This is a genomic window from Polaribacter litorisediminis, assembly GCF_019968605.1.
Lineage (GTDB): Bacteria > Bacteroidota > Bacteroidia > Flavobacteriales > Flavobacteriaceae > Polaribacter > Polaribacter litorisediminis.
Map to the genome: position 1 here is coordinate 904,526 of NZ_CP082966.1, position 14,581 is coordinate 919,106.

14 protein-coding genes and 1 pseudogene are annotated in these 14,581 nt (G+C 30.8%); 10 read left to right on the forward strand and 5 right to left on the reverse strand.

The window, feature by feature from the left end:
• Positions 1-23 precede the first annotated feature (23 nt).
• From K8354_RS03940 to tpx, 3 genes are read right to left on the reverse strand one after another with little or no spacing between them, the layout of a single operon-like run.
• Complete coding sequence (locus K8354_RS03940) at positions 24-2,501, reverse strand: FtsK/SpoIIIE family DNA translocase (protein ID WP_223445536.1); 2,478 nt, start codon at positions 2,499-2,501, stop codon at positions 24-26.
• Between the two features lie 43 nt (positions 2,502-2,544).
• Positions 2,545-2,925, reverse strand: coding sequence for a diacylglycerol kinase family protein (locus K8354_RS03945; RefSeq protein WP_223445538.1), 381 nt, complete (start codon positions 2,923-2,925; stop codon positions 2,545-2,547).
• A gap of 1 nt (position 2,926) precedes the next feature.
• A complete protein-coding gene (gene tpx, locus K8354_RS03950) occupies positions 2,927-3,424 on the reverse strand; it encodes a thiol peroxidase (RefSeq protein ID WP_223445540.1) in 498 nt (165 codons plus the stop codon).
• 170 nt (positions 3,425-3,594) lie between these two features.
• Here tpx and K8354_RS03955 point away from each other — a divergent pair, with 170 nt between their 5' ends.
• The 8 genes from K8354_RS03955 (at position 3,595) to K8354_RS03990 (ending at position 11,811) form a co-directional block, all read left to right on the forward strand.
• Positions 3,595-4,974 (forward strand): MATE family efflux transporter, encoded by a 1,380-nt coding sequence (locus K8354_RS03955; protein WP_223445542.1) that lies wholly within the window; start codon positions 3,595-3,597, stop codon positions 4,972-4,974.
• Positions 4,975-5,400: 426 nt separating this feature from the next.
• Positions 5,401-6,105 carry an esterase family protein gene (locus K8354_RS03960; protein ID WP_223445544.1) on the forward strand — a complete coding sequence of 235 codons (705 nt, stop codon included), beginning with the start codon at positions 5,401-5,403 and terminating at the stop codon, positions 6,103-6,105.
• Positions 6,106-6,138: 33 nt separating this feature from the next.
• Positions 6,139-7,236, forward strand: a complete 1,098-nt coding sequence (locus K8354_RS03965) for an ATP-grasp domain-containing protein (protein WP_223445546.1) — start codon at positions 6,139-6,141, stop codon at positions 7,234-7,236.
• 98 nt (positions 7,237-7,334) lie between these two features.
• The gene (locus K8354_RS03970; RefSeq protein WP_223445548.1) at positions 7,335-8,429 is read left to right on the forward strand and encodes a carboxylate-amine ligase; all 1,095 of its coding nucleotides are present in this window, start codon (positions 7,335-7,337) and stop codon (positions 8,427-8,429) included.
• Between the two features lie 12 nt (positions 8,430-8,441).
• The gene (locus K8354_RS03975) at positions 8,442-9,257 is read left to right on the forward strand and encodes a type 1 glutamine amidotransferase (RefSeq protein ID WP_223445550.1); all 816 of its coding nucleotides are present in this window, start codon (positions 8,442-8,444) and stop codon (positions 9,255-9,257) included.
• A 6-nt stretch (positions 9,258-9,263) separates the two neighbouring features.
• Positions 9,264-10,466 carry a hypothetical protein gene (locus K8354_RS03980; RefSeq protein WP_223445552.1) on the forward strand — a complete coding sequence of 401 codons (1,203 nt, stop codon included), beginning with the start codon at positions 9,264-9,266 and terminating at the stop codon, positions 10,464-10,466.
• Positions 10,467-10,979: 513 nt separating this feature from the next.
• Positions 10,980-11,462, forward strand: a complete 483-nt coding sequence (locus K8354_RS03985) for a hypothetical protein (protein ID WP_223445554.1) — start codon at positions 10,980-10,982, stop codon at positions 11,460-11,462.
• Positions 11,455-11,811, forward strand: coding sequence for a glyoxalase (locus K8354_RS03990; protein WP_223445556.1), 357 nt, complete (start codon positions 11,455-11,457; stop codon positions 11,809-11,811). The genes K8354_RS03985 and K8354_RS03990 overlap by 8 nt, the downstream gene beginning before the upstream one ends.
• 483 nt (positions 11,812-12,294) lie before the next feature.
• Here K8354_RS03990 and K8354_RS03995 read toward each other — a convergent pair whose 3' ends face one another.
• Positions 12,295-13,089 (reverse strand): TerC family protein, encoded by a 795-nt coding sequence (locus tag K8354_RS03995; protein ID WP_223445558.1) that lies wholly within the window; start codon positions 13,087-13,089, stop codon positions 12,295-12,297.
• A 91-nt stretch (positions 13,090-13,180) separates the two neighbouring features.
• A complete protein-coding gene (locus K8354_RS04000) occupies positions 13,181-13,945 on the reverse strand; it encodes a sulfite exporter TauE/SafE family protein (RefSeq protein WP_223445560.1) in 765 nt (254 codons plus the stop codon).
• Between the two features lie 111 nt (positions 13,946-14,056).
• Here K8354_RS04000 and K8354_RS18895 point away from each other — a divergent pair.
• Together K8354_RS18895 and K8354_RS04005 are read left to right on the forward strand one after the other, a co-directional pair.
• Positions 14,057-14,152, forward strand: a pseudogene (locus tag K8354_RS18895) (transposase-like zinc-binding domain-containing protein); the annotation flags it as partial.
• Between the two features lie 21 nt (positions 14,153-14,173).
• Positions 14,174-14,476 carry a terminase gpP N-terminus-related DNA-binding protein gene (locus K8354_RS04005; protein ID WP_223445562.1) on the forward strand — a complete coding sequence of 101 codons (303 nt, stop codon included), beginning with the start codon at positions 14,174-14,176 and terminating at the stop codon, positions 14,474-14,476.
• Positions 14,477-14,581: the final 105 nt, after the last annotated feature.

The following is a 14,581-nucleotide window of genomic DNA, read 5'->3' on the forward strand; positions in this document are numbered from 1 at the left end:
GTCTTTCTGTGTTTAATAGAAAGTTATTGTTGTTTTTCGTTTTCTAATAATTGCTCTAAGGCAATAAAATCTGCCACTAAAACTTGTCTTGCTTTACTACCTTCAAATCCGCCAACAATACCTGCTGCTTCTAATTGGTCAATTAATCTTCCGGCTCTATTATACCCTAATTTTAATTTTCTTTGTAATAAAGAGGCAGAACCCTGTTGCGCTATCACGATAATTTCTGCAGCTTCTTTAAACAATTTGTCTCTATCTGCAATATCAACATCAATACTTGTGCCATTTTCATCATCGATATATTCTGGCAATAAATAAGCATCTGCATAGGCTTTTTGAGAACCTATAAAATCCGTAATTTTTTCAACTTCAGGGGTGTCTACAAAAGCACACTGAATTCGTTTAATCTCATTTCCGTTGGTGTATAATAAATCTCCACGACCAATTAATTGATCGGCACCACCTGCGTCTAAAATAGTTCTAGAGTCTATTTTAGAAGTAACTCTAAAGGCAATTCTGGCAGGAAAATTCGCCTTAATAATTCCTGTAATTACATTAACAGAGGGTCTTTGTGTTGCTACTATTAAATGAATTCCTATGGCCCTTGCCAACTGCGCTAAACGAGCAATTGGCGTTTCTACTTCTTTACCTGCAGTCATAATTAGGTCGGCAAATTCATCAATCACCAAAACAATGTAAGGTAAAAATTGATGTCCATCATTCGGATTCAATTTGCGCTGCTTAAATTTTACATTATATTCTTTAATGTTACGAACCATGGCGTTTTTTAACAAATCATACCGATTATCCATTTCTATACACAAAGAGTTTAAAGTATGCACAACTTTGGTTGTATCGGTAATAATAGCTTCATCTTCACCAGGCAACTTTGCTAGATAATGACGTTCAATTTTATTGAATAAAGTTAATTCTACTTTCTTCGGATCGACCAAAATAAACTTCACTTCTGCAGGATGTTTTTTATACAAAAGTGATGTTAATACTGCATTTAAACCAACAGATTTTCCTTGACCAGTGGCACCCGCCATTAATAAGTGGGGCATTTTAGCCAAGTCTACTACAAATGTTTCGTTAGAAATTGTTTTTCCTAGTGCAATTGGCAATTCCATTTGAGATTCTTGAAACCTCTTGGAAGCAATCGCAGAATGCATAGAAACAATCGTAGATTTTTTATTAGGAACTTCAATACCAATAGTTCCTTTTCCAGGAATTGGTGCAATAATTCTGATGCCTAACGCAGATAAAGACAACGCAATATCATCTTCTAAATTTTTTATTTTTGAAATTCTAATTCCGGCTTCTGGTACAATTTCATATAAAGTAATTGTTGGGCCAACGGTTGCTTTTATTTCAGCAATACCAATTTTATAATTCTTTAAGGTTTCTACAATTCTGTTTTTATTGGCTTCTAACTCTTCAGGATCAATAGAAATACTTTCGTTGTATTGTTTTAATAAATTAAAGGTAGGAAAACGAAAGTTTGATAACTCTAACGTAGGATCGAATTCACCAAAATCTTTTAAGATTTTATCAGACAAGTTTTCTGTAGAATGTTCTTCTTCTCTAGCAATAGCTATATCAATGCCCACGTCATTTATGTCTGCTACCGTTTCTTCAATCTGTAATTCTGGAGTAGCTTTTCTTTCAACTTTTAAAGTAATTTCTTCTTTTTCTTTTGAAGAATCAGAATGTTTAGAAATTGTAGGTTTTAAATTTTCTACGGATAGTTCGAATTCAGATTTTTCTTTGGTGTCTTTCGAAATGTCTTTCGAAATAACCTCCTGCTTTTCCTTAATCGGTTTAATTTCTTGAGGAGTTTTTTCTTGAGGGGCATTTTTTATTTCGGCCAATTCTCTTGCTTGTCTAGCTTCACGCTCTATTTTTCTCTGCTTCATTTTTTCAATAAAAGCATCTAAAGTAACTTTATGACGAACGATTATGTATGCAATTAATAAGAATATCAAAACAATGGCAAGACCTGTTTTACCGATAAAAGTTTGTACATAGTTATTGACTTCAAAACCGATGACACCAGATAAAAGTGCATATTTTTGATTTAAAAACCCTAGAGAAACAGAAATCCATAACATAGAGAGTAATCCCCAATTCCAAGAAATAATAATTTTAGAAAACTTTCTTTTAAACAAAATATAAAATCCGGATAAAAAAAACTGAAACGCAACAGTAAAAGCAGCTAAACCAAAACCTTTGTAAATAAAAAAATGACTTAAACTCGCGCCTATTTTACCCAATAAATTTTTACTTTTAATCGTTTTATCCGCTAATTTATGTAAACCACTTTGGTCTTCTTTCCAGCTAAAGAAAAATGAAATAAAAGCAATGCATAAGAAAAGTGAAAACAATATTAAGAAGAAACCGAAAATGGTTTGTGCTTGTCTTGTTTTCAAAAAAGAAAAATCAATCGATTTTTTTTCTTTAGGAGCGGTTATTTTTTTTGGGGTTTGTTTCTTCGTAGCCATTAAAAATTAAAGTCTATTTTGTTTAGTGAATATACATTTTTACTTAAAATAACAAAGCTATTTTAGGAATGTATATAATACCAGCAATGATTAAAGAAATAATTGCGGCAAAACTTGGCGCACCTGCAGCAATATCTTTAATTAATCCTATTTTTTTATGATACTCTGGATGAATAAAATCGGCTACTTCTTCTACTGCAGAATTAGCGGCTTCAGCAACCAAAACCAAACCAATTACTAAAATCTGAATAGACCATTCTGTAGCAGAAATATCAAAATAAAACCCCATGATGCTAGCTATAAGTGCAAAAAAAAGTTGTGCCTTAATACTATCTTCAGTAGTCATTAAAATCCACATACCTCTCAAGGCAAACTTTAGACTTCGAATTCTACCTCGAATAAAACCATCTTTAGGATTTTTCATGTTAAATTACCTTTAAAGCTGCCTCGTAATTTGGTTCATCAGCAATTTCAGGAACTTGTTCGGTATACGTAACTTCACCATTTTCATTCAGTATAATAATAGCTCTTGAGTGCAGATGGGCTAGAGGTCCGTTTGTAATCTCTAGTTCATAATCTTTACCAAATTGTCCGGTAGCAAAATCTGATAGCATCACCACATTGTCCAGTCCTTCTGCAGCGCAAAAACGAGCTTGTGCAAAAGGTAAATCTTTAGAAATACACAAAACAACCGTGTTTTTTAATTCAGATGCATTTTTATTAAATTCTCTTACAGACATAGCACAAGTACCAGTGTCTACACTCGGAAAAATGTTTAAAATAACGTTTTTTCCTGCAAAATCAGATAAGCTTTTATGTGATAAATCTACTGCAGTTAATGAGAAATCTGGAGCTTTCGTTCCAACTTCCGGTAAGTTTCCAAGAGTGTTTATACTATTTCCTTTTAAAGTGATATTTGCCATTTTTACAAGTTTTTTAGGTCATCAAAAGTAATATTTTTTATTGAATTTTATGGGTTTAAAATGGTAGATTTCAAACGAACGTTGTTAGAATTATTAAAAAAAACACCATTAGACGATGTAGAGGGGTTTCTCTTGAAATTGTATCTTCGCAGCCTGAAAATCATTTAAATTTGAATATCTCTCAATACACTTCAGAATTTAAGTACAATTGGAAACTTGCAGCGCCAGTAATGTTAGGCATGTTAGGGCATACTTTTGTGAGTTTTGTTGATAATATTATGGTGGGGCAATTAGGAACTGCAGAATTAGCCGCGGTATCTTTAGGAAACAGTTTTATGTTTATTGCCATGTCTATTGGTATCGGTTTTTCTACCGCAATTACGCCTTTAATTGCAGAAGCAGATTCGTCTGATAATTTAAAACAAGCTAAATCTGCTTACAAACATGGTTTGTTTTTATGCACAACTTTGGGGATTCTATTATTCTTGTTAATTTTTTTTTCAAAGCCATTAATGTATTTAATGCAACAACCTAAAGAAGTAGTAGAACTGGCAATTCCGTATTTAGATTTGGTGGCTTTTTCATTGATTCCGTTGGTTATTTTTCAGGCGATAAAACAGTTTAGTGATGGCATGTCGATGACCAAATACCCCATGTATGCAACGTTGCTTGCAAACATTATTAATGTAGTTTTAAACTATATTTTAATTTTTGGTAAATTGGGGTTTCCTGAAATGGGAATTGTCGGAGCCGCATACGGAACCTTGGTCTCGCGCATTGTTATGGTAATTTATCTTTGGGTTTTATTGCGTTATAAAGAACGTTCGGCTAGAATTGTAAAAAACATAAAATTCTTTATGTTAGATAGTTTGATGATTAAAAAAATAATCAATCTGGGTTCTTTAACAGCGATGCAAATGTTTTTTGAAGTTGCTATTTTTACCGCAGCAATTTGGTTAAGCGGATTATTAGGTAAAAATCCGCAGGCAGCCAATCAAATTGCATTGAATTTATCTTCCATGACATTTATGGTGGCCATGGGTTTAAGTGTTGCTTCTATGATTAGAGTTGCGAATCAAAAGGGTTTGCAGAATTATAGAGAATTGCGTAGAATTGCTTTCTCTATTTTTTTATTAGGAATTTTACTTGCCGTTTTCTTTGCGGCTATCTTTTTTATCTTTCATAAAAGTTTGCCTAATATTTATATGGATTTAAACGATACTGAAAATTATGTTGATAATATGGAAGTAGTATCTATTGCTTCTAAGTTATTATTAGCGGCAGCATTTTTTCAAATTTCAGATAGTATTCAGGTTGTTGTTTTGGGTGCATTGCGTGGTTTGCAAGATGTTAAGATACCTACAATACTTACTTTTATTTCCTATTGGGTCATCGGATTTCCTGTTTCTTATTTTTTAGGAAAAGAAGAAATGTATGGCAGTTTTGGTATTTGGTTGGGTTTATTGGCAGGTTTAACTACAGCTTCCATATTGCTATTTATCAGGTTTAATAAATTAACCTTAAAATTGATAAAAGAAAAGCAGAAGTAAGGTTTCGAGGATGTTTTTAGTGTAGTTATTTAGAATCACTTTTCGTTTTAAATATAGCTAATATTCCTTAAAATCTTTAGCTGTTTTTAGATGTTTAGAAAATTTTAGTTATTTTGAATCAACTAAATGCTATTTTTATAGCTTGCAATCTTGATCTACTTATCCCGATGAAATTTATGTATAAAGAGATTTCAAAATAAAAATAAATAGCCTAAAAATATACTTTCTTAATTCCTTTAAGAGATTACTTTTTTAAACTATAAATTTATTCTATAAATGTAAAAAAAAGAGGCAATTAATAAGGAATTTATAATAATGTAAATGCGGATAAAAATTATTAGTAATAGTGATAAAAATTTCAGTTAAGTTCTTGAAATAGTGTAATTTTGCATCTTCAAATTTTGTAATTAATTTAATTCATATCTATTGAAAGAAGATTATCATAAATGGTATTCGCCAACATTAAATAAAGATATTGAAATGTTGGTTTTTGGGCATGCAGGGTATCCTTTAATTTTATTCCCAACAACAAGCGGGCGTTTTTACGAGTGTAAAGATTTTAAACTTATAGAATCTGCAAAATGGTTTTTAGAAGAAGGTTTGGTGCAAATTTATTGTCCGGATTCTATCAACGAAGCTAGTTGGTATGCTAAGAACCTGCATCCTGCAGATCGTGTAAAAAACCATATTTGGTATGATAAATTTATTTTAGAGGAAGTTGTAAATCCTATTTGTCATGATAGAGGCATTCAAAAAGTAGCGATTGCTGGTGTTAGTTTTGGAGGGTATCATGCGGCAAATTTTGCCTTTAAACATCCAGAAAGAGTAAGTCATATGTTTAGTTTAAGTGGTGCTTTTGATATCAAATCTTTTTTAGACGGATATTATGATGACAATGTTTTTTACAACAATCCAGTAGATTTTTTACCAGGAAGTAATCATTCTGAACTTTGGAATATGAAAATTATTTTAGGGACTAGTGATTGGGATATTTGTTTAGAATCTAACCAAACGTTGGCAAAAATATTATCAGACAAAAACATTCCTTTTTGGTTTGATGAACGTAAATGGGCAGAACACGATTGGCCTATTTGGAGACAAATGTTTCCGCATTATGTATCAACAATTTAAAAATAAATCAACTCACAATTTAAAAATATACAGATGAAAAAAATAGGTATTTTATTTGGACAAGAAAACACGTTTCCTCAAGCTTTTATTGATAGAGTAAATCAAAAAATTGAAGCGCAAGGTATTAAAGATATGATAGCAGAAGCTGTTTTAATTGATACCGTAGAGCAAGCAAAATCTGATGAATATGCGGTGATTATTGATAGAATTTCGCAAGATGTTCCTTTTTATAGAGCGTATTTAAAAAATGCTGCAATTACAGGAACTGCCGTAATTAACAATCCTTTTTGGTGGAGTGCTGATGAAAAATTTTTCAACAATGCATTGGCTGAAAAAGTTGGTGTACCAGTGCCTAAAACATTTATTTTGCCTTCTTCACAAAGACCTCCAGATACCGATGAGAATTCTTTTAGAAACATGAAATATCCTTTTAATTGGGATAAAATGTTTGATACTGTTGGTTTTCCTGCTTATATGAAACCTCACGATGGTGGAGGTTGGAAAAGTGTTTATAGAGTTGAAAACCCGGAGGATTTATGGCAAAAACATGGCGAAACTGAACATTTAATTATGATGTTACAAGAAGAAATAGACTTTAAAGAATACTTTAGATGTTATGTTTTAGGAACGGATAACGTGCACATTATGCAATATGAGCCGAGAAATCCACATCATTTGCGTTATGTTTTAGATGGCGATCCTGTAGATCAGAAAATATTAGATACGGTGCATGAGTATTGCATCCGTTTAAATAAAGCGTTGGGGTATGACTTTAATACGGTAGAATTTGCTGTAAAAGATGGTATTCCGTATGCTATTGATTTTTGTAATCCTGCACCAGATGCAGATATTAATTCTGTAGGTGCAGATAATTTTGAGTGGATTGTAGAAAATGCTGCAAACATGGCGATAGAAAAAGCAAAACAATACAAAAAAGGACAAATGAACCTTACTTGGGGAAGTTTTGTAACCGACCAAATAGCGCCAAAAACACCAGTTACAGAGAAAGCTCCTGCAAAGAAAGTGACTACAAAGAAAGCAGCTGGTAAGAAAGCCGATGCAAAGAAAGTTGTTGCTAAAAAAGCACCTGCTAAAAAAGTGGCAACGAAAAGAAAATCGAGTAAAAAGTAGATTTATGCCTTTTTAGAATGCAATCAAGGGCTTATTAATAGTTTATAGGTAGCGCGATAGCATTCATAGAAACACATAGAACTTTAACATTTTTCATTATGAAATTTACATTAGGCATAGAAGAAGAGTATCAGGTAATAGATCCGGTAACGAGAGAACTAACGTCTCACGATCAAAATATTGTCACGAATGCTGAAAAGTTTTTAAACGACCAGGTGAAGGCCGAAATGCATCAAGCGGTCGTAGAAGTTGGTACAAATATATGTGAAGATATTCAGGATGCCAGAAAACAAGTTTCACATCTTCGAAAATCAATTTCTAATATTGCTGGAGATTTAGGTTATAAAATTGGAGCAGCAGGAACCCATCCATTTTCTAAATGGGAAATGCAGATGATTACCCCAAATCCTCGCTATGATGAGATTGTAAATGAATTACAAGACATTGCAAGATCTAATTTAATCTTTGGTTTGCACGTTCATGTGGGCATGGAAGATAGAAATATGGCAATGCATTTGGTAAATTCTATGCGTTATTTTTTACCTCATTTATATGCGTTGTCTACAAATTCTCCTTTCTGGGAAGGTAGAAATACTGGGTTTAAATCTTTTAGGTCTAAAGTTTTTGATAAGTTTCCAAGAACAGGAATTCCCGGTATTTTTGAGAGCTATGCCCAATATGAAAATTATATAAATCTTTTGGTAAAAACAAGGTGTATCGATAATCCGAAGAAAATATGGTGGGACATTCGTATCCATCCTGTTTTTCCAACGTTAGAAGTTCGTATTTGTGATGTTCCATTAACGGTGGATGAAACTATTTGTATTGCTGCTTTAATTCAAGCTTTGGTGGCAAAGTTATACAAGTTAAGAACGCACAATTTAAACTTTATGAATTATCATAGAGCTTTAATTAATGAGAATAAATGGCGAGCAGGACGTTATGGAATTGAAGGGAAAATGATTGACTTTGGTCTGGAAAAAGAAGTTGAAACCAAGCTTTTAATGCATGAATTTGTAGATTTTGTAGATGATGTTTTAGATGATTTAGGCTCTAGAGAAGAGGTTGAATATATCTTTAAAATGTTAGAAAACGGAACAGGAGCAGACCGACAATTAAAGATTTTTGAAGAAACAAAAGATTTAACTAAAGTAGTAGATTATATTACAGAACAGACCATTTTAGGTGTTTAAGGATTTATATTGATGGATAAAAACAAAGTGAAAGTAGCAATTTTAGATATGAATAACAACAAGCCAAACCAAGGTTTGCGTTGTATCAGAGAAATTGTTGAAACGTTTCACGAAGAAGTAGATTTTGTAATTTTTGATATAAGGCACAAAAATGAAATTCCAGATACTTCGTTTGATATTTATATTTCTAGTGGTGGCCCAGGAAGTCCTTTAGAAGAAGGTGCTTGGAGAAAACCATATTTAGAGTTAATGGAAACCCTTTGGATTCATAACAAAAACTCAAACCTTAAAAAGTCAGTTTTTTTTATTTGTTACTCATTTCAAGTAATTTGTGATTATCTTAAATTAGGCGAAGTAAAAATAAGAAAAAGTACTTCTTTTGGCATTTTACGTATGCATAAGACTAAAAGCGGTCAAGATGACCCGCTATTAGAAGGCTTGCAAGATCCTTTTTATGCAGTAGATTCTAGAGATTGGCAATTGGTACAGCCGAGGTTAGAAGTTTTTAAAGAACATGGCTCTACCATTTTAAGTATAGAAAGAATTCGAACACACGTAGAATTAGAGCGTGCAATTATGGCGGTTCGTTTTTCTGACGAATTTGTAGGAACTCAATTTCATCCAGAAGCAGAACCTGTAAGTATGGAAGTTTATTTTTCTTTAGAAGAAAATAAAAAAGTAATTATCAATAGTTTTGGTGAAGAGGTATATGAACAAATGATGGATAGAATGGATGATCCTGAAAAATTAGCGAAGACGTACAGTACTATTTTGCCAAAATTTATCAGAAAGGCTATCAATAAAGTTAAACAACCTTTATTATCCTAAATTTTTATGATACAAAAAGACAGACAGTTTTATAATGAGCAGTTTACAGAAAAGAAATATAAAAATTTTCTGAATGATATTATCAACACGTATAATCATACACCACCTTTTAAAATTGCAGAAACACCTGTTTTTGTACCTACTGCCTTAAAAAATAAGTTGGTTGCTGCTTGTAAAGAAATCATGGAGGTGATTCATCAACCAAATTTTAAAGAACTTACGGAAGGTGCCTTTTTTACGCCCGATACAAAAACACCCAATGAAGATGAAAATGCAAAATTTATTCAATTAGATTTTGGAATTTGTAAAGATGAAAATGGAGATTTAGCTCCCAAATTAATCGAGTTACAAGGTTTTCCATCCCTATATTTTTTTCAAGATGTTGTCGGTAAAATGTATCGAAAACATTTTGGTGATGCCATACCAGAGAAGTATACACAGCATCTTAATGGGATGACCAACCAAGAATATTTAAATATATTAGAACAAGAAATTGTAGGAGATACAGATCCGAAACAGGTTGTTTTATTAGAAATAGAGCCAGAAAAACAAGCAACGGCAATCGATTTTTATGTTACTGAAAAGGTATTGGGGATTAAAGTTTTATGCATTTCTAAAGTAATTAAAAAGGCAAAAGAACTTTTTTATATAGATGATAAAGGAGAAGAAATTAAGATCTTAAAAATTTACAATCGTATTATTTTTGATGAATTACAGCAAAGATCAGATTTAAAAAGACAGTTTGATTTTTTAGATGAAGTTGATGTAACTTGGATTGGCCATCCGAATTGGTTTTACAGAATTAGTAAATACACCATGCCTCTGCTAAAAGGAGAATTTGTGCCAAAATCTTATTATTTAGATCAATTAGAAGCAATTCCAGAAGATTTAGAAAATTATGTTTTAAAACCTTTGTATTCATTTGCTGGCGCAGGAGTTCAGATTCACGTTACCCGTAAAATGATTGATGACATCGCAAACAAATCAAACTATTTGTTGCAAGAAAAAGTAGCATATGCATCTGTAGTAGAAACGATGGATAATCCTGCAAAATGTGAAGTTAGAATGATGTTATTGCACAATTCTAAAACGAATAAGACAGAAATTGTAAGCAATTTAATTCGTTTAAGTAAAGGTGAAATGGTTGGAGTAAAATACAATAAAGATAAAACTTGGGTAGGAGGAACGACTGGTTTTTTTGAGAGTTGATTTTTGAGAATTAAAATAGCGCGTTTATTGATGTTTATTCGGGCACAATCTGAGAACTTTTTCTTGCATTTTAGATGTCAATATATTGAAAGACAATCTTTTATTGAATAGGTTTCATGCGCAAAAATGTTCAACCTAAGACCTATTAAGTTTGTTTTTGTAGATGTTTTAAACTTTGAAAAGTACTAGGGTTATTACAGTAATACAAACTTTTATCCTTATCAACTTTGGGCTTGTGCTAACAAAAGGTTTGATGTTTAATTCTTTTTTGATGTTTCTCAAAAATATTTTTATACATCATCTTGGCTTATAAAGTACTTTGGTGATAAAAGGCTTCATTTTTGTGCTGCATCTCAAATGTAATTGGGATATTTTATTTTGGCATTTTTTAGAATACTAATTTAGATTTATGATGTTGTTCTTATTTTTTAAAGGTACAACTCGAGGATAATCGTAATTTCGTATTTTTATAAACCAAGAGAAGCGTAACAGGTTTTTCTAAATATACATAACTTGAAAGCAGTAACCATAAAACAGCTTAAAGATGAACTCTCGCACAAATCTTCCATTGAATTAAAAGAATTGTGCTTGCATTTGGCTAGATTTAAGAAAGAGAATAAAGAGTTACTTACGTATTTATTATTTGAGTCTCATGACGAGGAAAATTATATTCAAATTATAAAAGAGGAAGTAGATCTTCAGTTTGAAGAAATAAACACCAAAAGTTTTTTTTACATTAGAAAAAGTGTCCGAAAAATTTTAACATCCATCAAAAAATACATTCGATATTCTAAAAAGAAAGAAACAGAAGCTGAGTTACTATTGTATTTCTGTAAAAAGTTAAGGGATTTTAAACCTTCTATACATCGAAGTACACGGTTACAAAATATCTTTGAAACACAACTTAGAATGGCTAAAAAAGCGATGGATAAATTGCATGAAGATTTACAATATGATTTTCAACTTGAATTAGATAAATTATTATATAATGACTAAAGAAAGACCAATACTAAAAAATTTGATGAAGGATAATATGTCTGATTTTGAATTGTTTCAAAATAAAACCATCCGCCCAATTATAAAAATGCAACACAATTTATTAATCGCATTTTTAGAAAGCTACTTGCAGAAAAGAAAAATAGATTTTTTAAATGTTTCTGAAGAGAAAAAGAAATTGAAGATAAAAGCTATTTTAGAAAAAGATATTCAATTTAGAAATATAATTTTAGGTAGTATTTTAGGGCATTTTTCAATGGATGAATATTTTTTTTATAATTCAAGTACTTCAGAAATGAATAAAAGAATCATCAATATTATTATTCAAAGATTTCAAGATAGTTTATAAAAATAAGAAACCACTGCAACTGCAGTGGTTTCAATCAATCAACCAAAAAACTTCTTTTATTATAATTTCGAATGGTTACGAAAAAATTTCTAGAAGAATACTTTTATAATTTCATTCATCTCTAATTTCATTACAAATATAGCATTTAATTGTTTAACATTATGTTAAAATTATTAAACATTCTGTTAAAAATAATTATTTCTAATCTTTTAAGAGTGTTGTTTTGTTTCAGGATTACAACAAAATCTATTGCAAGCACAAGTCGCTTAGATGTTTTTCTATCGGTAATTATTACTGTAGATACCTTTACTTTTTTTATCCATTAAGATAACTGTGTCCTCTTTTAGAGAAGCGGTTCATATTCCTGCTTGAACCGTTTTTACTTCAAAGGCTCCATGATTATCATTGAAAACTTTTATAACAAGAGCAGCTTTAAATTCTCTCTAAAAAAAGCAACTTGTAAAATTTTAAAAAACAATGATTTTATTGTTTTTTTAAAAGAAGGTTTTTTTGATACTTTCCTTGAACAATATCAACAATAATTAAAATAGCAATTACAAAATAGAAAGTAGTTTTACTCATTGGTACTATTTCGTTTCCAAAAATCTTGATGTGAGCTAAATGACCGCCTTCTGTAATTAACATAATGCCAACAATAAAAAGAATAAATAACCCTAATACCTCATACATTCTGTTTTTTGCCAAAAAAGAAGATACGTTATCAGCAAGAAATAACATTAATAAACCACTGATTACAATGGCTATAGTCATAATTATAAAAGCAGTATTCGTGTTTTCAATTTCACTGGTAAGACCAATTGCCGCTAAAATAGAATCAAAAGAAAAAACTAAATTCATAATCACAATACTTACAATAGCTGCGTTTGCAGATTTTTTCCCCCTTGTTTCTACCATTTTAGAATTTTCTAAATCTTGAGTAGCAATCATATGCCAAATTTCTTTGATGGCTGTGTAAATAATAAATCCACCTCCAAAAAGAACAATAATACTATGACCGTTAAAAGCAAATTCAACAACTTCGTCTATTCCGCCAGTTAAAAACGAAAAAGGTTCTTTAAAATAATCAATAATCGAAACCAATAAGAATAATAAAACAATTCTTAATACAATGGCTACTAAAATGCCAACTTTACGAACTCTTTTTTGTTCAATTTCCGGTGCTTTTTTAGATTCTAAAGAAATGTATAATAAGTTGTCAAAACCAAGAACTGCTTGCAATAAAACTAACATTAAGAGCGTAAAGATGTTTTCTAACATTTTTTTTAATTTTTTTTAAAATTGACTCCAAAGGTATTTTTTCATTCTTTACAAAACAATTTTTATGGATTTAAGTTTGAAATCATTTTTTCTAGAAGGCCGCTTTCCACAAAACCCGTAAACTCACAAAAGCAATGAGAATAGCAGTTGTCTTTTTAAGCTGAATAGGGGTAAAGTACCGGTTGCTCATTCTACTGCCTATTTGGCCGCCAATAAGAACGGTAATTAATAAAATGGAAGTTAAATTCCAATCAATATAAAAATCAGGATTTGAATACTGACCCAATAAACCTGAGATTGAATTAACCAAAATAAAAAAACTTGCCGTAGCCGCTATTCTTTTAGGAGTATCCCAATTGGTCAAATGTAATATAGGTGATAAAAAAATACCACCTCCAATGCCCACCATTCCAGAAATAAAACCGATAAAACTACCATAAAGGCTATTTTTTAAAGGTTTTGATTTGCTAATTTTTACATCCGAAGTAATTATTTTTTTAGAGAGCCACATGCTAATGGCTGCAAATAATAAAGTAAAACCTAAAAGAATAAAAAATAACTGCTGATTAATTTTTAAATAACCACCTAAAAAAGCAAACGGAACACTAAAAAGAACAATAGGGATTATTTTTTTCCAACGGAGTTCTTTTTGTCTGTAAAATAAATATACATTCCCAATCACAACCACAATATTACATAATAATGCCGTAGCTCTAATTTGCGAAAAAGCTATTCCGGTAAAAGCTAAAATAGCCAAATAACTGGAGCCGCCTCCAAAACCTACAGAAGAGTATAGAATTGAAATCACAAAAAAAAGGAAAATTATAAGTCCGTAATCAGTAAATAAAGCTATCATATAAAGTTTTAAAGGATCTAAAATAATGAATACTGTATATTTTGGATAGAATAAAGGTGAATATTTGTATTTATAATGCTAAATTAATATATTTATGCAAAATTAATATACATGACTATAGATTTTTGTCCAAATTGTAATTCGAGCGAGTACATTAAGAGTGGTGTTGTCAATAATAGGCAGCGTTATAAATGTAAAAAATGCAATTATTTTTTTACAGTAAACAAGATGGGGAAAAAGATAGATGACTATTATGTAAACAAATCTTTACAATTATATTTAGAGGGATTGACTTACCGAGAGATCGAAAGAATTTTAGGGGTTTCTCATGTAAGCATTATGAATTGGGTAAAGAAATACAATATAAAAAGACCTTATAATTCAAAATACCATTCGACTTATAAAATTTTAAATGCAAAAGAATTAGGGATTTACTTTAGTAATTCTGAAAATTTAAAAGGGGCAGGAGTGGTTGTTACAGAATTGGGTGATAAGTTTATGCTCATTAAATGGGAACGTTTTAAAGATTAGTATATATAATTAACAATAAAATATATTAATTTTTATTTAACAAATTCTTTTTCAGAGTTTAGCAATGCACACAAAATCAATGTTTCACTAACTAAACTTTTAAAT

Bases quoted from the DNA above. Each gene is read 5' to 3' on its own strand.
- K8354_RS03940 (WP_223445536.1), bottom strand. From the start codon at position 2,501: ATGGCTACGAAGAAACAAACCCCAAAAAAAATAACCGCTCCTAAAGAA.
- K8354_RS03945 (WP_223445538.1), bottom strand. From the start codon at position 2,925: ATGAAAAATCCTAAAGATGGTTTTATTCGAGGTAGAATTCGAAGTCTA.
- tpx (WP_223445540.1), bottom strand. From the start codon at position 3,424: ATGGCAAATATCACTTTAAAAGGAAATAGTATAAACACTCTTGGAAAC.
- K8354_RS03965 (WP_223445546.1), top strand. From the start codon at position 6,139: ATGAAAAAAATAGGTATTTTATTTGGACAAGAAAACACGTTTCCTCAA.
- K8354_RS03970 (WP_223445548.1), top strand. From the start codon at position 7,335: ATGAAATTTACATTAGGCATAGAAGAAGAGTATCAGGTAATAGATCCG.
- K8354_RS03975 (WP_223445550.1), top strand. From the start codon at position 8,442: ATGGATAAAAACAAAGTGAAAGTAGCAATTTTAGATATGAATAACAAC.
- K8354_RS03980 (WP_223445552.1), top strand. From the start codon at position 9,264: ATGATACAAAAAGACAGACAGTTTTATAATGAGCAGTTTACAGAAAAG.
- K8354_RS03990 (WP_223445556.1), top strand. From the start codon at position 11,455: ATGACTAAAGAAAGACCAATACTAAAAAATTTGATGAAGGATAATATG.
- K8354_RS03995 (WP_223445558.1), bottom strand. From the start codon at position 13,089: ATGTTAGAAAACATCTTTACGCTCTTAATGTTAGTTTTATTGCAAGCA.
- K8354_RS04000 (WP_223445560.1), bottom strand. From the start codon at position 13,945: ATGATAGCTTTATTTACTGATTACGGACTTATAATTTTCCTTTTTTTT.
- K8354_RS04005 (WP_223445562.1), top strand. From the start codon at position 14,174: ATGGGGAAAAAGATAGATGACTATTATGTAAACAAATCTTTACAATTA.